The organism is Arthrobacter sp. P1_D12, assembly GCF_056406175.1.
Genome location: NZ_JBFUAR010000010.1, coordinates 43,189 through 64,961, shown reverse-complemented (window position 1 = coordinate 64,961; position 21,773 = coordinate 43,189). Strand labels below are relative to the sequence as shown.

Annotated in this window: 20 protein-coding genes; 13 read left to right on the top strand and 7 right to left on the bottom strand. The window is 69.0% G+C overall.

The genetic code is table 11. The annotated features are described in order from the left end of the window. Nucleotides 1-16: 16 nt before the first annotated feature. Together rfbB and AC1DZV_RS09540 are read left to right on the top strand one after the other, a co-directional pair. Nucleotides 17-1,015 carry a dTDP-glucose 4,6-dehydratase gene (gene rfbB, locus AC1DZV_RS09545; RefSeq protein ID WP_476953544.1) on the top strand — a complete coding sequence of 333 codons (999 nt, stop codon included), beginning with the start codon at nucleotides 17-19 and terminating at the stop codon, nucleotides 1,013-1,015. A gap of 3 nt (nucleotides 1,016-1,018) precedes the next feature. Continuing rightward, nucleotides 1,019-2,431, top strand: a complete 1,413-nt coding sequence (locus AC1DZV_RS09540; RefSeq protein ID WP_476953543.1) for a sugar nucleotide-binding protein — start codon at nucleotides 1,019-1,021, stop codon at nucleotides 2,429-2,431. A gap of 52 nt (nucleotides 2,432-2,483) precedes the next feature. Here AC1DZV_RS09540 and AC1DZV_RS09535 read toward each other — a convergent pair whose 3' ends face one another. Then, nucleotides 2,484-3,065, bottom strand: coding sequence for a YdcF family protein (locus AC1DZV_RS09535; protein WP_476953542.1), 582 nt, complete (start codon nucleotides 3,063-3,065; stop codon nucleotides 2,484-2,486). Between the two features lie 60 nt (nucleotides 3,066-3,125). Here AC1DZV_RS09535 and thiL point away from each other — a divergent pair, with 60 nt between their 5' ends. From thiL to rsmD, 4 genes are read left to right on the top strand one after another with little or no spacing between them, the layout of a single operon-like run. Continuing rightward, the gene (thiL, locus tag AC1DZV_RS09530; protein ID WP_476953541.1) at nucleotides 3,126-4,208 is read left to right on the top strand and encodes a thiamine-phosphate kinase; all 1,083 of its coding nucleotides are present in this window, start codon (nucleotides 3,126-3,128) and stop codon (nucleotides 4,206-4,208) included. Nucleotides 4,209-4,230: 22 nt separating this feature from the next. Then, the gene (locus AC1DZV_RS09525) at nucleotides 4,231-5,337 is read left to right on the top strand and encodes a DAK2 domain-containing protein (protein WP_476953569.1); all 1,107 of its coding nucleotides are present in this window, start codon (nucleotides 4,231-4,233) and stop codon (nucleotides 5,335-5,337) included. Beyond that, nucleotides 5,327-7,579 carry an ATP-dependent DNA helicase RecG gene (locus AC1DZV_RS09520; RefSeq protein ID WP_476953568.1) on the top strand — a complete coding sequence of 751 codons (2,253 nt, stop codon included), beginning with the start codon at nucleotides 5,327-5,329 and terminating at the stop codon, nucleotides 7,577-7,579. Before AC1DZV_RS09525 ends, AC1DZV_RS09520 begins: the two co-directional genes overlap by 11 nt. Before the next feature lie 39 nt (nucleotides 7,580-7,618). Further along, nucleotides 7,619-8,233 carry a 16S rRNA (guanine(966)-N(2))-methyltransferase RsmD gene (gene rsmD, locus AC1DZV_RS09515; RefSeq protein WP_476951200.1) on the top strand — a complete coding sequence of 205 codons (615 nt, stop codon included), beginning with the start codon at nucleotides 7,619-7,621 and terminating at the stop codon, nucleotides 8,231-8,233. Here rsmD and AC1DZV_RS09510 read toward each other — a convergent pair. The 3 genes from AC1DZV_RS09510 to AC1DZV_RS09500 are packed head-to-tail and all read right to left on the bottom strand — an operon-like array spanning nucleotide 8,230 to nucleotide 11,083. After that, nucleotides 8,230-9,015: a spermidine synthase gene (locus tag AC1DZV_RS09510; RefSeq protein WP_476951201.1), complete on the bottom strand. Its 786-nt coding sequence runs from the start codon at nucleotides 9,013-9,015 to the stop codon at nucleotides 8,230-8,232. The two genes, rsmD and AC1DZV_RS09510, sit on opposite strands and share 4 nt — an antisense overlap. 2 nt (nucleotides 9,016-9,017) lie before the next feature. Further along, complete coding sequence (locus AC1DZV_RS09505; RefSeq protein ID WP_476951202.1) at nucleotides 9,018-10,226, bottom strand: aminotransferase class I/II-fold pyridoxal phosphate-dependent enzyme; 1,209 nt, start codon at nucleotides 10,224-10,226, stop codon at nucleotides 9,018-9,020. Next, complete coding sequence (locus AC1DZV_RS09500) at nucleotides 10,223-11,083, bottom strand: SDR family NAD(P)-dependent oxidoreductase (protein ID WP_476951203.1); 861 nt, start codon at nucleotides 11,081-11,083, stop codon at nucleotides 10,223-10,225. Before AC1DZV_RS09500 ends, AC1DZV_RS09505 begins: the two co-directional genes overlap by 4 nt. A gap of 102 nt (nucleotides 11,084-11,185) precedes the next feature. Here AC1DZV_RS09500 and coaD point away from each other — a divergent pair, with 102 nt between their 5' ends. The 7 genes from coaD to AC1DZV_RS09465 all read left to right on the top strand — a co-directional run bounded on the left by coaD (nucleotide 11,186) and on the right by AC1DZV_RS09465 (nucleotide 16,974). Further along, the gene (gene coaD / locus AC1DZV_RS09495) at nucleotides 11,186-11,686 is read left to right on the top strand and encodes a pantetheine-phosphate adenylyltransferase (RefSeq protein ID WP_028277957.1); all 501 of its coding nucleotides are present in this window, start codon (nucleotides 11,186-11,188) and stop codon (nucleotides 11,684-11,686) included. A gap of 174 nt (nucleotides 11,687-11,860) precedes the next feature. Further along, nucleotides 11,861-12,385, top strand: a complete 525-nt coding sequence (locus AC1DZV_RS09490; RefSeq protein ID WP_079553424.1) for a YceD family protein — start codon at nucleotides 11,861-11,863, stop codon at nucleotides 12,383-12,385. Nucleotides 12,386-12,421: 36 nt separating this feature from the next. After that, entirely contained in the window at nucleotides 12,422-12,625 is a 204-nt protein-coding gene (rpmF, locus tag AC1DZV_RS09485) for a 50S ribosomal protein L32 (protein ID WP_009356569.1), read from the top strand. Nucleotides 12,626-12,646: 21 nt separating this feature from the next. Further along, nucleotides 12,647-13,369: a ribonuclease III gene (gene rnc / locus AC1DZV_RS09480; protein WP_243177156.1), complete on the top strand. Its 723-nt coding sequence runs from the start codon at nucleotides 12,647-12,649 to the stop codon at nucleotides 13,367-13,369. A gap of 9 nt (nucleotides 13,370-13,378) precedes the next feature. After that, nucleotides 13,379-14,347: a bifunctional DNA-formamidopyrimidine glycosylase/DNA-(apurinic or apyrimidinic site) lyase gene (gene mutM, locus AC1DZV_RS09475; RefSeq protein WP_476953540.1), complete on the top strand. Its 969-nt coding sequence runs from the start codon at nucleotides 13,379-13,381 to the stop codon at nucleotides 14,345-14,347. A gap of 297 nt (nucleotides 14,348-14,644) precedes the next feature. After that, nucleotides 14,645-15,844: an MFS transporter gene (locus AC1DZV_RS09470; protein WP_476953567.1), complete on the top strand. Its 1,200-nt coding sequence runs from the start codon at nucleotides 14,645-14,647 to the stop codon at nucleotides 15,842-15,844. Next, nucleotides 15,841-16,974 (top strand): TolB family protein, encoded by a 1,134-nt coding sequence (locus AC1DZV_RS09465; protein ID WP_476953539.1) that lies wholly within the window; start codon nucleotides 15,841-15,843, stop codon nucleotides 16,972-16,974. Before AC1DZV_RS09470 ends, AC1DZV_RS09465 begins: the two co-directional genes overlap by 4 nt. A 16-nt stretch (nucleotides 16,975-16,990) precedes the next feature. Here the strand turns inward: AC1DZV_RS09465 and AC1DZV_RS09460 are convergent, their stop codons facing one another. From AC1DZV_RS09460 to AC1DZV_RS09450, 3 genes are read right to left on the bottom strand one after another with little or no spacing between them, the layout of a single operon-like run. Continuing rightward, the gene (locus tag AC1DZV_RS09460; RefSeq protein WP_476953538.1) at nucleotides 16,991-17,962 is read right to left on the bottom strand and encodes an NAD-dependent epimerase/dehydratase family protein; all 972 of its coding nucleotides are present in this window, start codon (nucleotides 17,960-17,962) and stop codon (nucleotides 16,991-16,993) included. Beyond that, a complete protein-coding gene (locus AC1DZV_RS09455) occupies nucleotides 17,959-20,682 on the bottom strand; it encodes an alpha/beta fold hydrolase (protein WP_476953537.1) in 2,724 nt (907 codons plus the stop codon). The genes AC1DZV_RS09460 and AC1DZV_RS09455 overlap by 4 nt, the downstream gene beginning before the upstream one ends. After that, on the bottom strand, nucleotides 20,676-21,698 hold the full coding sequence (locus tag AC1DZV_RS09450) for a 3-oxoacyl-ACP synthase III (protein ID WP_476951208.1): 1,023 nt from the start codon (nucleotides 21,696-21,698) through the stop codon (nucleotides 20,676-20,678). Before AC1DZV_RS09450 ends, AC1DZV_RS09455 begins: the two co-directional genes overlap by 7 nt. Between the last annotated feature and the right edge of the window lie 75 nt (nucleotides 21,699-21,773).

Genomic DNA, 21,773 nt, shown 5'->3' with positions numbered 1-21,773 from the left:
CGGTAGGGTCTGAGTCATGCAGCGACTTCTCGTCACGGGTGGCGCCGGCTTCATCGGCTCGAACTTTGTCCACTATGTAATGGAAAACACCGACGGCCATGTCACGGTGCTGGACAAGCTCAGTTACGCGGGCAACCTGGAGTCACTTAAAGGCCTGCCGGAAGAGCGCTTCCGGTTCGTGCAGGGGGACATCTGTGACGCCGCGGTGGTTGATGTCCTGGTGGCGCAGGCCGACGTCGTGGTTCACTACGCGGCGGAATCCCACAACGACAACTCGCTGCACGATCCCCGCCCGTTCCTGGACACCAACATCATCGGGACCTACACCCTGATCGAGGCCGCGCGGAAGCACAACAAGCGTTTCCACCACATCTCCACCGACGAGGTCTACGGAGATCTCGAGCTCGATGACCCGGAGCGGTTCACCGAGAGCACGCCCTACAACCCCTCCAGCCCGTATTCCTCCACCAAAGCGGGCTCGGACCTGCTGGTCCGAGCCTGGGTGYGGTCCTTCGGCCTGCAGGCGACCATCAGCAACTGCTCCAACAACTACGGCCCGTACCAGCACGTGGAGAAATTCATCCCGCGCCAGATCACCAACGTGATCGACGGCATCCGCCCCAAGCTGTACGGCAAGGGCGAGAACGTCCGCGACTGGATCCACGCCAACGACCACTCGTCCGCTGTCCTGGCGATCATCGCCGGGGGCCGGATCGGGGAGACCTACCTGATCGGCGCCGACGGCGAGAAAAACAACAAGGACGTCGTCGAGCTGATCCTCAAGCACATGGGGGAGGTGCCGGACGCGTACGATCACGTGGTGGACCGGCCCGGCCACGACCTGCGGTACGCCATCGATTCCTCCAAGCTTCGCGACGAACTCGGCTGGGCGCCGCAGTTCTCCAACTTCGAGGCCGGCATCGATGACACCATCGCCTGGTACCGGAACAACGAGGACTGGTGGCGGCCCCAGAAGGCGGCCACGGAAGCGAAGTACAAGGAACAAGGCCAGTAGATTATGTCGATCGAGTTCTCGAAGAAGCTCTCAGCGCACGAAACCCCGATCCCCGGCGTCGTCCTCTACGACCTTCCGGTCCACGGTGACAACCGGGGCTGGTTCAAGGAGAACTGGCAGCGGGAAGAGATGGTGGCGCTTGGCCTGCCCGACTTCCGTCCGGTGCAGAACAACATCTCGTTCAACGAATCCGCCGGCACCACCCGCGGCATCCATGCCGAGCCGTGGGACAAGTTCATCTCGGTGGCCACCGGCAGGATTTTCGGCGCCTGGGTGGACCTGCGCGAAGGCCCGACCTTCGGCGCCGTGTTCACCGCCGAGATGGACCCCAGCCAGGCCATTTTCATTCCCCGCGGGGTGGGGAACGCCTTCCAGACGCTGGAGGACAACACCGCCTACACCTACCTCGTCAACGACCACTGGTCCGCCGACGCCCAGGGCCAGTACACGTTCCTGAACCTCGCCGACGAGACCGCGGCCATCGGCTGGCCGGTGCCGCTGGGCCAGGCCGAGCTCTCGGACAAGGACAAGGCGCACCCGCGCCTGGCGGACGTCACGCCGATGCCGCCGAAGAAGGTCCTCGTGGTCGGCGCCAACGGCCAGCTCGGCAAGGCGCTGCGCCGGCAGTACGACGGCGACCCGTCCGTTGAGTTTGCCGGCCGGGACGAGTTTGACCTCGGCAGCGAGGACGCCTTCGCCGTACGGAACTGGAAGAACTACTCCACGATCATTAACGCCGCGGCCTACACCGCCGTGGATGGCGCCGAGTCGGCCGAGGGCCGCGCGGCCGCCTGGGCAGTCAACGTCACGGCCGTGGCGCGGCTGGCCCGCACCGCCGTCGAACACGACCTCACCCTGGTGCACGTGTCCTCGGACTATGTCTTCGACGGCACGCGCGCCACGCACGATGAATCGGAGCCGGTGGCGCCGCTCGGCGTCTACGGCCAGACCAAAGCCGCGGGCGACGCCGTCGTCAGCGTGGTGCCCCGCCACTACATTGTGCGCACCAGCTGGGTCATTGGCGACGGCAACAACTTTGTCCGCACCATGGCCTCCCTCGCTGCCCGTGGCATCGAAGTGTCGGTGGTCAACGATCAGATTGGGCGCCTGAGCTTCACCCAGGACATCGCCGCGGGAATCCGGCACCTGCTCGAGACGGGCGCCCCCTACGGCACCTACAACCTCAGCAACACAGGGGAACCGCAGTCCTGGGCAGACATCGCGGCCGATGTGTACGAACTGCAGGGAAATCCCCGGGACGCCGTCACCGGGGTCACCACCGCCGAATATTTCCGCGGAAAAACATTTTCACCCCGGCCGGAGAGCAGCGTGCTGGATCTGACCCGGATCACCGCCGCGGGCTTCCACCCCGCGCCGGCGCACGAGAGGCTCCGCGAGTTCAGCGACGAGCTATGAGGGCGGCTGTGCCGGACCCGGCCCAGTCCGTCCGCGGGTCGGGAGCGTCGGATCAGTTGCGGTCCGTGGCGCATTCCGGCCGCAGCGACACATCGATCAGGCCGCCCGTTTCGATGACGAAGCGTCGGATCCACTGGCCCAGATCCAGGTCCGGATGCGAGGCGACCATCTGTACGTCCGCCGTCGTGCACTGCCCGATCAGGCGGCCCGCACGGGTGACGTGGTAGCTGGAGGTCACTACGGTGACGGACTTCCAGCCGTTGGCCTCGATCAGACGGGAGACGGCCCGCGCTTCTCCACGAGTGTCCAGGTTGGGGGGCCTGAAACAGATGACAGACGGGTTCGGAAAGACTGCTGCATTGCACGCCTCATCCGCAGCACGGTTGCCGAACGTGTCCGTGTGCGAGATTACCAGGACAGGGATGTGAAATTCGGCCTGGATCTGGCGGGCCACTGGCAGGCGTTCGGTGGCCGCGCCGCCCAGCATGATGATGGCGTCCGTCCGGCGCACGCTGAGCGGATCCACGTTGACGAACAGTTGAACCGCAATGAGCAGCCAGAGCAGGATGCCCCCGGCGGCGAAGGCGAGCACCCTGCGGGTGGCGGTATTTACCGCGGGGACGGAAGGAGGCACGGCTAAGAGTTTACGTCGCTCTCGCCAAACAGGTGTCGGGCCTCGCGGTAGCGTAGGGCTGTGCCTGAAACTGTGCCTGAAACTCCTGTCTCCGACGCCGTGCGCGCGGACGTCGCACTGACCGTTGCCCGTCTCTCGGAGTCCCAGCTGCTGGGGCGCATCTTCCCGCGGCTGACGATCCCGCAGCCCGATGGCGCCCCGGCGGCGGCGTCGTACTTGCTGCTGGGGCCGGGGGACGACGCCGCGATTGTCGCCGCACCGGACGGGCGGACCGTGGTGAGCATCGACACCCAGGTGGCGGACCAGGATTTCCGGCTCCAATGGAACAACGGCTACCGGACCACCGGGTACGACGTCGGCTGGAAGGCCGCGGCGCAAAACCTCAGCGACATCAACGCCATGGGCGCCCGGGCCACATCCGTTGTGGTGAGCCTGACCATGCCGCCGGAGACCCTCGTCTCCTGGGTGGAGGATTTCGCGGACGGCCTCGTGGCCGGCATCAGGGGGCTGGGGGCTCCGGCCTGCGCGGTGGCCGGCGGCGACCTCGGCCGCGGCCGCGAACTGGCGGTCAGCGTGGCGATCCTGGGGACCCTTGACGGCAAGGAGCCCGTCCTGCGCTCCGGGGCCCGGCCGGGGGACACCGTGGCCCTGGCGGGAACGGTAGGCCGGGCCGCCGCCGGGCTGGCGCTGCTGGAGTCGGACGTCCCGGTGGGCGCCCTGACTGCCGGGCAGCGTTCCCTCCTGGACACCCAGTGCAGGCCGCAGCCGCCGCTCGCCGCCGGACCGCTGGCCCGTGAGGCGGGGGCGTCCGCCATGATGGACATCTCGGACGGCCTGGTCCGGGACGGAAACCGCATGGCGGCCGCCAGCCGCGCGGTGCTGAACCTGGACGCCGCCGCCCTGAAGGAGCTGGCCGCCCCGCTGCTGCCGGCGTCGGATCGGTTGGGGGCCGACCCGATGGCCTGGGTTCTCGGCGGCGGTGAAGACCATGGGCTGCTCGCCACTTTCCCGGCAGGGGTTCCGCTCCCGCCCGGGTTCACTGCGATAGGCTCAGTAGAGGCCCCTGCACCAACCGAAAGCACGGGAGTTACGATTGCGGGCAGGCCCGCTGACGCTGTGGGATGGGATCACTTTGCAGACTAAGATTGCCGCCAACGCGCAAGCGATGAAGCGGTGGTTGGGCAAGGCGGAAACAACGCTCGGCAACCACAGCGACCGCCTGAACGCCATCAACATCTTTCCGGTAGCCGACGGCGACACCGGCACCAACCTCTACCTGACCGTCCGCGCCGCGGCTCACGCCGCGGACGCCGCCGTGCCGGGACACCCGGATGGGGCACCGGACCCAACCCTGCATGACGTTGGCGCCGTCCTGGCGCAGGCCGGCCAGGTTGCCATGGAGCAGGCCCGCGGGAACTCGGGAACGCTGTTCGCCGTCTTCCTCTGCGCTGCCGCCGAACCTCTGGCCGGGCACACCCGGATCAGCTCACCTCTGCTGGCTGCGGCCCTGAACCGGGCCCAGATCCGGGCCTGGTCCGCGCTGAGTGATCCAGTGCCCGGCACCATGCTCTCCGTCATGGAGGCTGCCGCCCGGGCCGCGGCCGCCGTGGACTCCGCGCACGACGGGGATGACAGCAACCAGACGCTGGGGCTGGCCCTGGACGCCGCCGTCGAGGCGGCCCTCGCCGCCGTGGTCCGCACGGAGGAGCAGCTCGATGCCCTGCAGGCCGCCCACGTGGTGGACGCCGGCGGCGTGGGCATGCTGCTGATCCTGGACTGCCTCCGCTCCGCCGTGCTGGGCGAGGAGCTCCAGAGCGAACTGCTGGACGGACTGCACGGCTACGACGTCCAGGATCCGCATATCCACGTCGGCATGCCGCGCGACGAAGGTGTCGAAGTCATGTGCACCATTTCCCTGTCCCCGCTGGACGCCGCCATGATGCGCCAACGGCTCGACGAAATGGGCGACTCGGTGATCATGAGCCAGGTTGGCGGCGGCGCTGACGCCGCCGGGCGCTACCGCTGGCGTGTCCACGTCCACGTCCTGGATGCGGACCTCGCCGTCGCGCTGATCCGTTCCCTGGGCGAGCCCACGGATATTTCCGTGAGCGAACTCGCAGTCCCGCGCGACCCGGAGGCACCGGCCGCTACAGTTGCCGCCACCGCCGCCGCACCCGTTGTCGCTGCTGCTGCTGCTGCTGCTGCTGCTGCTGCTCCTGCTGCCCCGGCGCGTGCCGCCGAAACCCGAAACCCCGACGGACATGCACGCTGAACTTGAACTGGGCCTGGAGCGCCGCATCGGCAAGCGCTCCGCGGCTGTCATCGAAAAACACCTTGGCATCACCACTGTCGGCGGGCTCCTGAACTATTTTCCCCGCCGCTACCTCAGCCGCGGTGAGCTCACGCCCATCAGCGAGGTCCCGCTGGACGAGGAAGTGACCCTGATCGCCCGGGTGGTCTCCAACAGCACCCGGCCCATGCGCGCCCGGCGCGGCTCCCTCACCGACGTCGTGATCTCCGACGACGCCGGCGGTGCCGCTTCCACGCGGGCCGCCGGCGCACTGCCGGGCACGCTCAAGGTCAGCTTCTTCAACGGGTTCCGGGCCAAGGCCGAGCTGCAGCCGGGCCGGCGCGCCATGTTTTCCGGCAAGGTTACGCGCTACGCCGGATCCCTCGGCCTGACCAACCCGGATTTCCTGCTGCTGGACGAGGACCCCGAAACGCCGGGCATCGACCCCGAGAAGCTCGCCGCCATGCCGATCCCGGTGTACCCGGCCACGGCGAAACTGACCAGCTGGTCCATCCAGAAGGTCATCTCGACGCTGCTGGACACCGTGGAACTGGAAACGCTCGGCGACCCGCTGCCCGCCGAGATCGCGTCGCGGGAAAAGTTCCTGCCGGTCGCAGACGCCTACCGGCTGATCCACGCCCCGCAAACCCCGGCGGACTACCAGCGCGCCCGCGACCGGTTCCGCTACCAGGAAGCCCTGGTGCTCCAGTCGGCCCTGGCCCGCCGCCGCGCCCAACTCGCCGCCGAGGAAGCGACGGCCCGCCGCCCGGCACCGGACGGGCTGCTGCCCGCCTTCGACCGCCAGCTCCCGTTTACCCTGACCGCCGGCCAGGCCGCCGTCGGCAAGACGCTCTCCGACGAGCTCGCCCAGGACTCGCCCATGAACCGGCTGCTGCAGGGCGAGGTGGGCTCCGGCAAGACGATCGTGGCGCTGCGCGCCATGCTGCAGGTGGTGGACGCCGGGGGACAGGCTGCCCTGCTGGCGCCCACCGAAGTCCTCGCCGCCCAGCACTATGAATCCATCCGGCGCACGCTCGGACCGCTCTCCCGGGACGGGATGCTCGGCGGGTTCGGACCGGACGCCGTCCAGGTCACCCTGCTCACCGGCTCCATGCCCACCGCGGCGCGGAAGCAGGCCATGCTCGACGCCGCCTCCGGAACGGCCGGAATCGTGATCGGCACCCACGCCCTGCTCAGCGACAACGTCTCCTTCTACGACCTTGGCCTGATCGTGGTGGACGAACAGCACCGCTTCGGCGTGGAGCAGCGCGACGCCCTCCGGGCCAAGGCCAGCAAACCGCCGCACCTGCTGGTCATGACCGCCACCCCGATTCCCCGGACCGTGGCCATGACCGTGTTCGGCGACCTCGAAACCTCCGTGCTCGATGAGCTGCCCGCCGGCCGCGCCCCCATCTCCACCCACGTGGTGGGGCTCGCGGAACACCCGGGGTGGGCCACCCGGATCTGGTCCCGGTCGCGGGAGGAGATCGACGCCGGCCACCAGGTCTACGTCGTGTGCCCCAAGATCGGCACGGACGACGACGGCGACTTCACCCCGGGCGAGGCCGAACCGTCCGCCGCGGACCTCGAAGGCGAGAACGGTTCCCGGGAACTCGCCTCGGTCACCGGCGTCGTGGAACATCTCCAGGACGAACCGGCCCTTGCCGGGGTGGCTGTGGCACCGCTGCACGGCAGGCAGGACCCGGTCCTGAAGTCCGAGACCATGGCCTCCTTCACAGCCAACCAGACCAAGCTGCTGGTCTCCACCACCGTGATCGAAGTCGGCGTGGACGTCCACAACGCCACGCTCATGGTCATCCTGGACGCTGACCGATTTGGCATCTCCCAGCTCCACCAGCTGCGCGGCCGGGTGGGCCGCGGCGGGCTGCCCGGAACCTGCCTGCTGGTCACCACCCTGGAGCCGGGCCATCCGAGCCGGCGCCGCCTGGATGCCGTCGCCGCCACCACCGACGGCTTCGAACTGTCCCAGGAGGACCTCAAGCTCCGCCGAGAGGGCGACATCCTGGGCGCCTCGCAGTCCGGCGGGCGCTCCACGCTGAAACTGCTGCGCGTGCTCGAACACGAGGACGTGATCGCCCGGGCCCGGCAGGACGCCCAGCGGATCGTGGCCGCCGATCCCGCGCTGGCGGGCCAGCCCCGGCTTGCGGCCGCGATCGATGAATACCTGAACCCCGAGAAGGAGGCGTTCCTTGAACGCGGCTAGGACCACGAGCCAGGCAAACACGTCCGCGGGGGTCCGCGCATGAGCCGGATCATTGCCGGTGCGGCCGGCGGCAGCACGCTGAACAGCGTGCCCGGGAACCTGACACGGCCCACCACCGACCGTGTCAAGGAGGCCCTGTTCTCCCGGCTGGACGCCTTCAACGTCATCGCCGGCGCCCGCGTGCTCGACCTGTACGCGGGATCCGGCTCGCTGGGGGTGGAGAGCGGCAGCCGCGGCGCGGACTCCGTGGACCTGGTCGAATTCGACGCCAAGGCAAGCGCCGTCTGCCAGCGGAACGCCGAACTTGTCAACACCGTCACCGGCCGCAAGGTCGTCGCCGTGCACCGCTCCAAGGTCGAATCCTTCCTCGACCGGGCCGCCGACTCCGCGATCTGGGACCTGGTGTTCCTGGACCCGCCCTACCCCCTGGACGAGCCGGCCCTCGCTGCCGTGCTGGCCAAGCTCGTGCCGCACCTGGGCGAGGGAGCGGTCGTGGTAGTGGAACGCTCGTCCCGGAGCCCCGAGCCGGCATGGCCCCAGGGCATGGAACGGTTTGCCGAGAAGAAGTACGGCGAAACCCGGCTGTGGTTCACCGAGCCCGGCGTGGAAGCCCTGGACGCTGTGGAAGCAGCGGACCTGGAAGCAGGGGACTAGCCGGCCAGCGCGTCCAAATCGACGCCGGCGAGCAGCCGGGCCGGATGCGGACCGCGCGCCGTGAGCGCCGCCGTCCAGACCTCCGGCCACGGCCCCTGCGTCCCGGTCAGGATGATGTTCCCGGGGTACCGGCCAGTGAACATTCCGGCCTCCGCGAAGGCCGAGACGTCGGCCATGGCCTGGCGCATGGCCGCGATCTGGCTCCGGACCAGGGTCAGTCCGGGTTCGTCGCCCACGTTGACGATCAACACGCCGCGCGGCGTCAGCCGGGCCGCCGCCTCCTGGTAGAACCCGGTACACGCGATGTGTTCCGGCGCCTCCGGCCCGGAGAAGATGTCCAGGATCAGGACGTCGAAGCGCAGGTCCGCCGGAAGCCCGGCGAGGGCGTCGCGGGCATCGCCGATCACCGTGTGCAGTTCGGTCCCCTCCGGCAGGGGCAGCTGAGCGAGCACGAAGTCCAGCAGTTCCCGCTCCAGCTCCACCGCGTACTGAACCGAGCCGGGCCGGGTGGCCTGGATGTAGCGGGCCAGCGTCAGGGCCCCGGCGCCCAGGTGCAGCGCCGTGATCGGCTCGCCCCACGGGGCGGCGAGGTCCACCACGTGCCCGATCCTGCGCAGGTATTCGTAGAAGATGTCCGCGGGGTCGGCCAGGTTGACGTGGGACTGCTCGGCGCCGCCGATGCTCAGCACGAAGCCGCCGTCGGTAAAGGGATCCGGTTCGATCACGGCGTGCTGCCCGGTGGTCCGCAGGAACCGCGAGGCCCCGGGTTGCTGCCCGGCCATGTTCACAGCCTGTCGCGCAAGGTCGCCAGCCGCTCGGCGGCCTCCTCCAGCACGTGCAGCTGCTTGCAGAACGCGAAGCGGAGCAGGCTGCGGGTGCGTTCGGCGCCGTCGGCGTGGCAGAAGACGGGCACCGGGATCGCGGCGACGCCCACGAGGGCCGGCAGTCTGCGGGCCAGCTCCACGGAATCGGTAATCCCCAGCGGTGAGGTGTCCACGTTGACGAAGTAGGTTCCCTGCGGGGTCAGCACGTCGAGACCGGCAGCGCGCAGGCCCTCGCTGAGGATGTCCCGCTTGTACCGGAGGGTGTCGGCGATGCCGGCGTAAAACTCGTCCGGAAGCCCCAGGCCCACCGCGATCGCGGCCTGGAAGGGCGTGCCGGAACTGTAGCTCAGGAACTGCTTGACCGTCCGGGCGGCGGCCACCAGCTCCTCCGGCCCGGAGAGCCAGCCGATCTTCCAGCCGGTGAAGGAGAACGTCTTGCCGGCCGAGGAAATGGTCAGCGTGCGCTCCGCCGCCCCGGGCAGCGTCGCGATCGGGATGTGCCGCACACCGAACGTCAGGTGCTCGTACACTTCGTCGGTGACGATGACGGCGTCGTATTTAGCGGCCAGTTCGACGACGCGCTCGAGCACCTCGCGGGGGAACACCGCCCCGGTCGGGTTGTGCGGATTGTTGATCAGCACCAGCTTGGTGCGGTTGCTGAAGGCGGCCTCGAGTGCGGCCAGGTCCGGCATGAAATCCGGGGCCAGGAGCGGGGCGGTGACGTGCGTGGCGCCGGAGAGCCCGATGATGGCGCCGTAGGAGTCGTAGAACGGCTCGAAGGTGAGCACTTCATCTCCCGGACCTACCAGCGCGAGCAGGGCGGCGGCGATGGCCTCCGTGGCGCCTGTAGTGACGATGATTTCGGTCTGCGGATCCGGGGCCAGCCCGTAGAACCGCTGCTGGTGCACCGAGATCGCCTCCCGCAGCGGCAGGATGCCCTTGCCAGGCGCATACTGGTTGGCTCCGGCGGCGATCGCGGCCTGGGCGGCCTCCTTGATCTCCACGGGGCCGTCCTCGTCCGGGAAGCCCTGGCCGAGGTTGATGGCGCCCGTGCTCAGGGCCAGGGTGGTCATCTCCTCGAAGATCGTCACGCCCAGCGAGCCGTCGGGGGAGAGCAGGTTGGCGCCGGTTGCGGCGCGCTGCCACGGCAACGGCATGCGGGGGCTCATCGGGTGCCCGCCTTCTCGTCCCGGCCGGTGAAGCTGTCCATGGTGGTGTAGATCCCAAAGACCTTTCCGCCCACGAAGTCCCACGCCCGCACCGGCAGGATGCCCTTGAGCACTTTCCCCAGCGTGGCCATGGCGGGGGCGATCAGCTGCGGCCGCCCGGCGGTCGTAGCGCGCCATGCCCTGTCCACGGCATCCTCCGGTGTCATGAGCGGGGTCAGCAGGGGACCGCGGGCTCCCTCGAACATGCCGGTGGAAATGTAGCTGGGGCAGAAGGTGGTGACTTTCAGGTGGCCGTAGCCCTGCTGCTCAAGCTCGAGCCGGAGCGAGTCGCTCCAGCCGATGACGGCCCATTTCGAGGCCGCGTACACGCTCATCCGCGGATTCGAGACCGTGCCGGCGGCGGAGGCAACGTTGAGGATCCGGCGCGGGCGGCCGGCGCCGGCCATCATGTCCGGCAGGAACTCCAGGGTGACGTACATGGGGGCGAGGGCGTTGATGTCCATGGTCAGGGCGATGTCACGGTCCGGGGCGTGGTCCCAGAAGTACGCGCCGCGGACAATCCCGGCGTTATTGACCAGCAGCGCCAGCGGTCCCTCGGCCCTGGCCTCCCGGGCGGCGCCGGCAATCGCGGCGCGATCCGCCAGGTCCACCGTGCGGGGGACGGCGCGGGCGCCCAAAGCGGCAACTTCAGCGGCGGTGCCGGCCAGGGCATCGGCGTCGACGTCCCAGAGGATCACCACCTCGGCACCTTCGCGGGCGGCGCGGAGGGCGTAGAGCCGGCCCATGCCGCCGGCGGCACCGGTGACCAGGACCACGCCGCCGTCCACGGTGAAAGGCGGCGCAGTGACAGGCCGCATAGTGACAGGCCGCACAGTGAAAGGAGAAGTCGCGCGATTGTTCGATGCTGACATTCAGCCATGTTATCCCGGGCTGCGGCGCGGATACGGTAGGTTCGGAGCATGAGACGCGCTGTTTGCCCTGGCTCTTTTGACCCCATCCACAATGGACACCTGGAAGTCATTGCGCGTGCCGCGGGCCTCTTCGACGAGGTGATCGTGGCCGTGTCCACGAACTATTCCAAGAAGTACCGCTTCAGCCTGGAGGAGCGGATCGACATGGCCAGGGAAACGTTCGCGTCCTTGCGCGGGATCGTGGTTGAACCCGTGGGGGAGGGTCTCCTGGCCGAGTACTGCCGGCAGCGCGGTGTGTCGGCGATCGTCAAGGGCCTGCGTTCGTCCTCGGACTTCGACTACGAGCTGCCGATGGCCACGATGAACCGGCAGCTGACCGGTGTCGAGACGGTGTTCCTGCCGGCGGAAGGCCACTACCTGCACCTGTCCTCCACCCTCATCAAAGAGGTCTTCGCCCTCGGCGGGGACGTCTCGGACTTTGTTCCCCGCTCCGTGCTGAAACGGCTGGCCCCGGGCGAGCCGGTCCCGAACCGGGCGCGCAAAGTGTAAGCTTGACCGGTACTCGGCGGCCTGCTGCCGGTTGCGAGGCCCGAATCAGAGGCCGCTTGTGGTGTGAACCGCCGGCGCGCCCCCGGTTTGAGTCCGTCCGGAAGTTCAGGCTAAGATAGTACGTCGGTCATATGTTCAACAGGAGTTCTCATTAAACGAGATGCTAGTTCGCCCTTGGCGTTCGACGTCAAGGACCTCGGACGCAGTCCGGGAAGCATGCGGACGCTGACGGAACATGTACCCGCGCCAAGTGATCTTGGCGTGGCGCTCATTGGCGTGCAGGAAGGCTCGGATGTCGAGCTCGACCTGCGGCTTGAGGCCGTACACGAAGGAATTCTGGTATCAGGAACCGCGCACGTTGAAGTTACTGGCGAATGCGGCCGATGCCTGGATCCCCTTGCGTATGACCAAGAGGTTGATGTGCAAGAACTTTTCTTCTACGAGGATGCTGTGTTCTCCGACGAAGAAGACGAAGAAGAGCAACGTCGAGTCGAGCACGATCTGATCGATCTTGAGCCGGTGTTGCGGGACGCAGTTGTCACCATACTGCCGTTCCAGCCGGTGTGCCGGGAAGACTGCCAGGGCCTTTGCTCCGAATGTGGAGTGCGCCTGGAAGACGAGCCGGGGCATCACCACGAGGTCGTAGATCCTCGCTGGGCCGCCCTGGCTGACTTGGCTAAGCCTGACCGGCAAAACTGATTTGTAAGTGTTTTTCTAGAGAGAAATGAGTTAGCCGTGGCTGTCCCGAAGCGGAAAATGTCTCGCTCGAATACCCGCGCCCGCCGCTCCCAGTGGAAGGCAACTGCCCCCCACCTGGTGAAGACTGTCGAGAACGGCCAGGTCACGTACAGCCTGCCGCACCAGGCAAAGGTCGTTACCGACTCGGCTGGCACTGCGCTGTTCCTTGAGTACAAGGGCCGCAAGGTCGCAGACGTCTAATCCGCCAACAGGCTGAAAAAGATGTCTTCAACTGAAGAGCTTCTGAAGCGTCTCGGTGTCACTATTGACGCCGGGACGCTTCGTCTTGCGCTCACACACCGTTCCTATGCCTACGAAAACGGCGGCATCCCCACCAACGAACGGCTCGAGTTCCTGGGCGACTCCATCCTGGGGTTCTCCGTGACGGACGCGCTGTACCGTGACAACCCCACGCTGCCCGAAGGCGACCTGGCCAAGCGCCGTTCCGCCGTTGTCAGCACCCGGGCGTTGGCCGGCATCGGCCGCAGCATCGGGCTGGGGGAGTTCATCTACCTTGGACAGGGCGAAAAGCTCACCGAGGGCAAGAACAAGGCCTCCATCCTGGCGGACACCATGGAGGCGCTGATCGGCGCCACCTACCTGTCCAACGACATCGAGACGGCCCGGCAGCTGGTCATGCGGCTGGTCGGCCCGCTGTTGAAGGACGCCGCCGCCCTCGGCGCGGGTACCGACTGGAAGACTTCCATCCAGGAGCTCGCCGCCAGCCGGCAGCTTGGGACCATTAACTACGCGGTTGACGGCTCCGGGCCGGACCACGCCCGGACGTTCGAGGCGGTGCTGCGGATCGGCGGCACGGACTACGGCACCGGCACCGGCAACTCCAAGAAAGAGGCCGAACAGGAAGCCGCCGCCGACGCCTGGCGCCGGCTGACCGCCCCGGCCGCGCCGGATCCGCAGCAGCTGCAGTCCCAGACCGGCAGCTAGGCGGCGGCGTTGCCTGAACTGCCCGAGGTCGAGGTGGTCCGGCGCGGTCTGGTGAGCTGGGTGCGGGGCCGGACCATCGCCTCCGTCGAGGTCCTGGACCCGCGCTCCCTGCGCCGGCACGCCCTGGGACCGGAAGACTTTGCCGGCAACCTTGAAGGCGCGCGGGTCCTGGACGTGGTCCGCCGCGGCAAATTCCTCTGGATGCCGCTGGCGGACACGCCCGCCCCGTCCGGGAGTGTCCCGGCCGCTGAGCCGGGCCCCGCCGTCGCACTCATGGCCCACCTCGGCATGTCCGGTCAGCTGCTGATGCAGGACCCCGGCGTTCCGGACGAAAAACACCTCAAGGTCAGGCTGCGGCTCAGCCTCGCCGAGGGCATGCCCGAGCAGCTCCGGTTCGTGGACCAGCGCATCTTCGGCGGCCTGTTCCTCACGTCGCTGGTCCCCACTGACGACGGCGGCCCCGGCGGCCTCGCCGAAACACCGCTGCCGCTCATCGCCGAGGAAGCCTCGCACATTGCCCGGGACCCACTGGACCCCTTCTTTTCATTCGACACCTTCTACCGGCGCCTGCGGGCACGCAAAACCGGGCTCAAGCGGGCGCTGCTGGACCAGGGCCTGGTCTCCGGGATCGGCAACATCTACGCGGACGAGGCCCTCTGGAAGGCGCAGCTGCACTATGCCCGGCCCACCGACACGCTGCGCCGCGCCGACGCGCAGCGGGTCCTCGACGCCGCCCGCGAGGTCATGGCGGATGCCCTGGCCGCCGGAGGCACCAGCTTCGATTCGCTCTATGTCAACGTTAACGGCGTCTCCGGGTACTTCGATCGGTCCCTAAACGCCTATGGCCGCGAGGGCCGGGAGTGCAAGCGCTGCGCCGCCGCCGGCCGGGTCAGCCTGCTGAAGCGGGAACAGTTTATGAACCGCTCGTCCTATACCTGTCCCGTCTGCCAGCCCAGACCCCGTAACGGCCGCTGGTAGAGCGCCCAAAAACAAGTAGTCCTACGCTTACGCACCCCTCATGGCCGATGACAAACTGTGGCCATGGGAGCTGGGGACTATAGAAATTGTTATCGCGTCGGCGTTAACCGCCGACACACTGCTGTGCCGAAATCCGATCGCGTACCTGCTGATGCGTCGCGGCGGACGGTAGCACTGAGGGACAACACGGCGCCGGGTGCGCAGGGGTAGGCCACCGTGTACATTTCGATGGCCGACCGCACCGGCGGCAAGAAGAACTCCACCGATACAGGGACGGAGTCCCTGTCCGGACCGGGCGTGGCCTTCCGGCTTTCGCCTGTCATTCTGTGGCTTGGCATCGTCAGCATGGCCACGGACATCTCCTCGGAATCGGTGTCCGCCATTCTGCCGCTGTACATCACCGGATTTCTCGGGCTATCAACTATCGCCTTCGGCTTCATTGAAGGGCTCAACCAGGGCGTCAGCGCGGTAGTGCGCATTGCTGCCGGGTGGGCCTCAGACCGCACGGGGCATCCGAAACGGGTGGCGGTTGCCGGCTACGGACTGTCCATGCTGGCCCGGATCGGCTTCCTGTTCGCCGGCGGGTTCTGGGCGATCACCGGAATCGTGACAGGCGACCGCATCGGCAAGGGCATCCGGACCGCGCCGCGGGACGCCCTGATCTCATCAGCTGCGCAGCCGGAGCACCTGGCCAGATCCTTCGGCGTGCACCGCATGCTGGACACCGTCGGCGCCGCAACGGGGCCGCTCCTGGCGTTCCTGATCCTCCTGTACATCCCCAACGGGTTCAGCACCGTCTTTGTCGTTTCGCTCGCCTTCGCCGTGATCGGCGTCGCCATCCTGGTCCTGGTGGTGCCGGACCGGAGGACGCCGCGGACGGCGCAGCGGCCGGACCGGGCACGCCCTGCCTTCAAGTGGAGCCAGCTGAAGGATGCTGGACTGACCCGGCTGCTCGTGACGGCGGGGATCCTGGCCTTGCTGACCGTCGGGGACGGCTTCATCTACCTCGTCCTCCAGGACCGGGATTCCTTCGCGGTGCAGTGGTTCCCGCTGCTCTATGTCGGAACCAACGTCGTTTACCTCGCCCTGGCCGTTCCCCTGGGCCGGTTCGCGGACCGCTGGGGCAGGACCAGGGTGTTCCTTGGCGGACACGGAGCGCTGCTGGCGTGCTACCTGCTGGCGGCGGTGCCGTTCGGCGGTCTTGGCGTCACGGTGGCCTGCCTGGTCCTCCTGGGCGTGTTCTATGCCGCCACCGACGGCGTGCTGGCCGCGCTGGCGAGCCGGCTGGTCAGACCGGACAAAGTGGCCACCGGCATCGGGGCCGCCCAGACAGTAGTGGCGCTGTGCCGGATGGCGGCATCGGCTGGCTTCGGCATCCTCTGGTTCGCCGTCGGGGCCTCTGCCGCAACGACGACGGCCGCCGTCGGCCTGGCTGCGGCGCTCGTGGCCGCGGCCGTGCTGATGCGTACCGCTAGTGCACAGGAGGCCGGTGCATGACGGCCACACGCACCGGGCGCCCGCCCGGAAAAGGATCCACATCCGGAAAACAATCCACCGGGCGCCCGCCCGGAAAAGGATCCACATCCGCAAGGGAAGCCTCGACCCGGGTCACGATCAGCAGGAAGCGACTCGCGGCGCTGACGCTCATCACCGCCGCCGCCATCGCGGCGGCGGGAATCTACGCCGCACTGGCCTTCCAAGACGCCCAGGTCAGCCAGAGTGCGCCGCCGCCGGTCGATGTCACCACGTCCAAAACCCTGCCGGCGGCCCCTTTCGTCCTCTTTCGCAACACCGCACCAGGCCAGGGTTTCGGCTCCGCCGCCACAGTGCCGCTGTCTGGCCCCGGCGGTCAGCGTGCCTTGAGCGAGGCAAGCTGCGACCGCGTCTACGGCACGCACGACCAGACCTTGTGCCTGCAGACCAAACAGGGGCTGGCCACCAACTTCCAGGCCACCGTGTACAACAGCACCTGGCAGGAGACGCGCAGCTGGCCGCTGCCCGGCATCCCCAATAGGGCAAGGACCAGCGCCGACGGGTCGCTGATGGCCACTACCGTCTTCGTGTCAGGCCATTCGTACTCCGCAGCCGGGTTCTCCACCGAAACAGTCATCCGGGACAAGGGAGGCCAGAGCAGCGGCAGCCTCGAGGGCTTCGCCCTGATGCTGGACGGGAGCCGGATCAAGGCCACCGACAGGAACATCTGGGGGGTCACGTTTGCGCCAGGAAAGCCCGACGTGTTTTACGCCACGGCGTCCTCGCAGGGGCACATCTGGCTGGTCCAGGGGAGCATTGCCGGCCGGACGCTCACCGTGGTCCGCAGCGGCGTTGAATGCCCGTCCGTTTCCCCGGACGGCACCCGAATCGCCTACAAGAAGAGCGACACCGGCACCCTGACGGGCCACCGCAGCATCGCCGTCGTGGACCTCGCCAGCGGCACGGAAACCGTGTTGTCGGAGAAAGAGAGCATTGACGACCAGATTGAGTGGCTGGACAATTCCACCCTGGTGTACGGCCTACCCCGGGACGGTTCAGAGGTGGACAGCAACATCTGGTCCCTTAAGACGGAACCGGCCGCACAGCCCGTCCTCTTCATTGAGCACGGGTCGTCCCCGTCGGTGGTCCGGTAGCTCGGCAGTGAGCCGCTCAAAGCGAACCGTAATACTCGGCCAGCCTCGCCAGGCCCTCGTCAAGCGAAACGGCAGGGGTCCAGTTGAGGAGTTCACGGGTCTCGCGCTGGTCGAACCAGTGGGCGGTGGAGAGCTGCTCGGCGAGGAATCTGGTCATCGGCGGCTCCTCGGACCGGCCGGACCGGGACCACACCTTCTCCACCACCGATCCCGCAGCCCGCGCGAGGCTGCCCGGCACCGTCCACGACGGTGCAGGGACGCCGCCCGCGGCGCAAATGCCCGCCAGCAGCTCACCGACCGGGCGGGGTTCGCCGTTGCTGACCACGAGCGCCCGGCCGTGGATGTACTCCACCCGGTCAAGCGCGGCGACGATGGCCGAAGCGGCGTTGTCCACATAGGTCGTGTCGATCAGGGCCGCACCGGCATCGAGCAGCGGCAGGCGGCCGCGGCTGGCACGTTCCAGCACCCGTTCCACGAGCTGCGTGTCACCCGGGCCCCAGACGATGTGCGGGCGCACCGCCGCGACGCGGAAATCCTTCATATCCGCGGCCAGCGCCAGCAGTTCAGCCTCGGCCTTGGTGCGGGAGTAGTCGCCGTGCGCCCGGGCCGGGTCCGCCGGCTCGGCGCCCAGGCCGGCGATGGCGGCGCCGGAGTTGGCTACGGACGGGGAGGAGACGAACACCAAATCCCGCACGCCGGCCTCGCGGGACGCACGGAGCAGGCGGCGCGTGCCCTCGACATTCACGTCCTCGAAATCCGCGGCGCGGCCGGTGAAGGAGACCTTCGCAGCCAGGTGGATGACGCCCTCGGCGCCGGTGACGGCGCGCCGGACGGCGTCGTCGTCCGTGACGGACCCGGAGAGGTCCGCGGCGCCGTCGACGCCAGCGGGACGGCGCTGGAACGTGCTCACGGCGTGGCCCTGCCGCACCAGCAGCCGCGCGACTTCCCCGCCGAGCAGTCCGCTGGCGCCGGTGACGAGGACCCTCATGGCGTGCCCGGACGGCCGCCGGCCAGCACCGCCGAGGCCCACCGGGCCAGGCGCGTCCTGTCGATCTTGGCGTTGTGGCGGATGTCGGTCGGCTGGGAGGGGATGGCGAGCACGGCGTTGACACTGACGCCTGCCTGACGGGCCGCGTCCCGTACCCGCCCGGCGAGCTGCGGCGCGGCGGGACCGGCCCGGCGGACCGGCGGAACGGTTTCGACGACGGCGACGACAGCCTGGGTCCCGGGCGGACCGACCCCGACGACGGCTGCCATCCCGACGTCGGCCAGGCGTTCGATGGCCTGCTCGGCGCCCACCGGAGTCACCACCGCGCCCGGAGCCGTCACGACGTGCACAAGCCGTCCTTCCACCCAGAGCCGGCCGGCGGCGTCGAGGTGCCCGACGTCGCCGGTGCGGTGCCATCCGGCCGTGCGGACGCTCTCGCGCTGGGTCAGCCAGAGCCGGTCGTAGGCTTCTTTCATGTGCGGGGCGCTGACGAGGATCTCCCCGCTCACTCCGGCCTCCCTGACGGGCTCGTTCCCGGGTGCGGTGCCGTCCGCGGCCAGCGGGATGATGGCCACGCGGGCGCCCTGCACCGGCCGGCCCACGCACACGCCGTTGCCGGCGCCTGCCATGGTTCCGGCGGCGGCGTCGGCCGCGGCGGCACGGATCTGCTCGAGGCTGATGTCCGTGACGGGCAGCGCCTCGGTCATCCCGTACGGGGTGTGCAGCGAGGCGCGCGGCAGCAGCCGCTGCACCTCTGCGAGGAGGGCTTCAGGGACCGGCGCGCCGGCGGAGAGCAGCAGCTCCACGCGCCCCAGGGCCTCGTGTCCGGCCCGGCTCAGGCCGGCCCGGGTGGCCAGGACGTTGCGCAGCGCCGCGGGCGAGGCGAAGACCACCGTGGCGTCGATGGCTGCTGCGGCGTGCGCCAGCGCGCTGGCCGTCAGGGTGCGGGGGGCGGTGACGTCCATGGCGGGCGTCACCGAAACGGCTCCGAGCGCCGGTCCCAGCAGGGCGAACGGCGCGAAGCCCGCCACCAGGCGTGCGCCCGGGCGGATCTCCAGCGTCGCGGCCACGGCATCGCGCATCGCCGCCAGCCGCCGGTGAGTGTAGACCACGCCCTTGGCGGGCCCGGTGGAACCGGAGGTGAACAGCACCGCGGCGGGGGCGTCCGGGTCCGGAACCGGGGCCGTGCCCGGGCGAGGGAGTCCGGGGCTGAGGCCGGCTCCGTGGCGGGCAAGGGCAGCCAGGGAGGTCTCGACGGCGAGGAGCCGGCGGCGCCGGGCCGGCAGGTCCCGCACGCTGATGCGCCGTCCCGGCCAGCCAAGTACCGAGGCGGCTGCCAGGGCCTTGTCGATTCCGATGAGGAAGTCCGGGGTGGCGCCCTTGACCGCACGGCTCAGGCCGCGGGTGCCCAGGCCGGCGTCGGCCACGATCACCACCGCGCCGAGCCGCAGGCAGGCGTAGAGGACCACGGTCAGGTCCACGCCCGGGGGAACCATCAGGCTCACCCGGGTGCCGTTCCGTACACCGGCGTCCTGCAGGCCCGCCGCGAGGGCGGCGATGTTCTGTTCGAGCTCCTGCCAGCTGAGCGAGCGGGCGACGCTGCCGTCCGTGGCCATTTCCGCGACGGCGGTCTCCCCGGCCGCTGGTTCCGCCGCCAGCTCGGCGAGGGCCGCCCAAAGGGGCGGGACCCCGGCGCCGGGCCGCAGGGGACCGGTCCCGAATTCCAGCATCGAGTCGTCGGACGGGCCGTCGGCCAGTTCGTTGGCCGGTCCGTCGGCCGGCCCGCTGTGCGGGCCGCATTCGGCCAGCCACTCGAAGACGGGCGCGGCGATGTCCCTGTCTTCCGCGACGAGGTGGCCGGCACCCTCGAAGCGGTGAACTTTCGCGTCCGGCAGCCGGCCGATGAGGTCCTTGAGGTACCGGTCGGAAAAGATCGGATCGCGCGGGCCCCAGAGCATCAGGGCCGGAACCCTCAGCCTGCGCACCCCTTCCGCGACGCGGCTGAGCGTCGGAAAGCTGGGGTGGGACGCGTCGGCGGGAATGTCCGCGACAAAGTTCCCCACGCCGGCGCGGCGGCCGGCGCCGCGGTAGGGGGCCATGAAGGCGCCGCGGACATCCGGGGTGAGCGGCGGGCGGGCCAGGGCATGCGTCACACGCAGGAAGCTGTCCGTCCCCGTCGTTCCCCAGCGGTGCACGGCAGGGTGCAAGGCAAGCCGCAGCGCCGGCGGGATACGGGCGCCGGAGGGCTGGTGCACGGCCGTGTTGGTCAGCACCACGCCGGCGAGTTGCTGCGGATGGGCCACGGCCCAGCCCAGGCTGATCACGCCGCCCCAGTCGTGGCCGACGGTGACGACCGGCCCGTCCAGGCCGAGCGCAGCGGTGAGGTCGCCCAGGTCGTTGATCCGGTCTTCCAGGCGCCGGAACGTGCCGGTGCGCTCGGAGAAGCCCATGTCCAGCTGGTCCACGGCCACCACGCGCCACGGATGTGCGGGGTCGGATCCGGCGGCCAGCAGGGTCCGCCACAGGTAGGACCACGTCGGGTTGCCGTGCACGCACAGCAGGGTGCCGGCAGGTGTCAGGCCGCGGCGCGTGAGCTGGGCACCGTTGTCCAGCAGGTGCCAGCGGCGCACGGTGCCCGGCTCATCCGCGGCGGAGGTGGACGCCACATCGATTTCGCGCGACCATTCGGGGTCGACGCCGGGCCAGTCGGCGGTTACCAAACGATTTCCACCATGGCGGTGTTCAGGCCGGAACCGACGCCCATGCACAGCACGCGGTCCCCGGCGGCGAGAGTCTGCGCTTCGGCCGCGAGGGTCATGGGGAGGGAGGCCGGGCCCACATTGCCCCAGTGCGGGAACGTGATCGGCACCTTGTTCGGGTCCAGGTCAATGGCGTTGATGATGGCCTGGGTATAGGCATTGCTCACCTGGTGCGTGACGTACCGGTCCATCGAGGCCCAGTCCCACTCCGGCTGGGCCTCGTGCCAGGCATCGACCACGAGCTGCAGGCCGCCGTCGAGCAGGCCTTTGGTGTCGGTGGCCATGCCGTCAATGCTGCCCACGCACAGTTCATGGTGCTCGGTGCCGGCACGCATCACGCCGCCGAGGACCCGGTGCGCCCCGGGGTGCTCGTCCGCCGGGCCCAGGACGGCCGCAGCCGCTCCGGAGCCGAGCGTCAGTGTGGCGAACTCGCGGTTGAAGTCCTCGCGGGTCGTCTCGGGCCGCTGCAGCCGGGCCAGGGTGGCCTCCTGCGTTGCCTGGGCATCCTCACCGTTGACGATCATCGCGTACTTGATCTGGCCGGAGTCGATCATATTGGCCGCCAGCGTCATGCCGTTGACGAAGCCAAGGCAGGCGTTGGCCAGATCAAAGTTCATGGCCGACGAAGGCAGGCGCAGTCCGTGATGGATCTTCACCGCGACGGACGGTTCGAGGTTGCGCCGCGTCACGGAAGTGTTGATCAGCAGGCCAATCTCGGACGCTTCGATGCCGGACTCGGCCAGGGCCTTTGCCCCCGCCTCGATGGCTGCGTCGTCGAACGATGTCCCGGGGGCCCACCAGCGCCGGTGCGTGATGCCCGCGACCCGTTCGAGCAGCTTCGGGGGGACCCTCAGCCGCCGCAGGGTCGAAGCCAGCCTGCGGTCGAAATCCATGGAACTGACGATCGTCGGAGCTTCGACGCTGCTTACCGAAAGTAGAGCGGTGTTGCTGTGCCGGAATGTTGCATTGCCTACCAATTCAAGCCCCTGTTCATGTCCGTCCTGCGCTCCGGCGGTGGCCGCTCACAAGCCCGAGAGCTTAACTATGCCCCG

Coding starts and splice junctions, on each gene's coding strand:
- AC1DZV_RS09540 (WP_476953543.1), top strand. CDS start 1,019: ATGTCGATCGAGTTCTCGAAGAAGCTCTCAGCGCACGAAACCCCGATC.
- AC1DZV_RS09525 (WP_476953569.1), top strand. CDS start 4,231: ATGAAGCGGTGGTTGGGCAAGGCGGAAACAACGCTCGGCAACCACAGC.
- AC1DZV_RS09520 (WP_476953568.1), top strand. CDS start 5,327: ATGCACGCTGAACTTGAACTGGGCCTGGAGCGCCGCATCGGCAAGCGC.
- rsmD (WP_476951200.1), top strand. CDS start 7,619: ATGAGCCGGATCATTGCCGGTGCGGCCGGCGGCAGCACGCTGAACAGC.
- AC1DZV_RS09510 (WP_476951201.1), bottom strand. CDS start 9,015: ATGGCCGGGCAGCAACCCGGGGCCTCGCGGTTCCTGCGGACCACCGGG.
- AC1DZV_RS09505 (WP_476951202.1), bottom strand. CDS start 10,226: ATGAGCCCCCGCATGCCGTTGCCGTGGCAGCGCGCCGCAACCGGCGCC.
- AC1DZV_RS09500 (WP_476951203.1), bottom strand. CDS start 11,083: ATGCGGCCTGTCACTGCGCCGCCTTTCACCGTGGACGGCGGCGTGGTC.
- coaD (WP_028277957.1), top strand. CDS start 11,186: ATGAGACGCGCTGTTTGCCCTGGCTCTTTTGACCCCATCCACAATGGA.
- rnc (WP_243177156.1), top strand. CDS start 12,647: ATGTCTTCAACTGAAGAGCTTCTGAAGCGTCTCGGTGTCACTATTGAC.
- AC1DZV_RS09465 (WP_476953539.1), top strand. CDS start 15,841: ATGACGGCCACACGCACCGGGCGCCCGCCCGGAAAAGGATCCACATCC.
- AC1DZV_RS09460 (WP_476953538.1), bottom strand. CDS start 17,962: ATGAGGGTCCTCGTCACCGGCGCCAGCGGACTGCTCGGCGGGGAAGTC.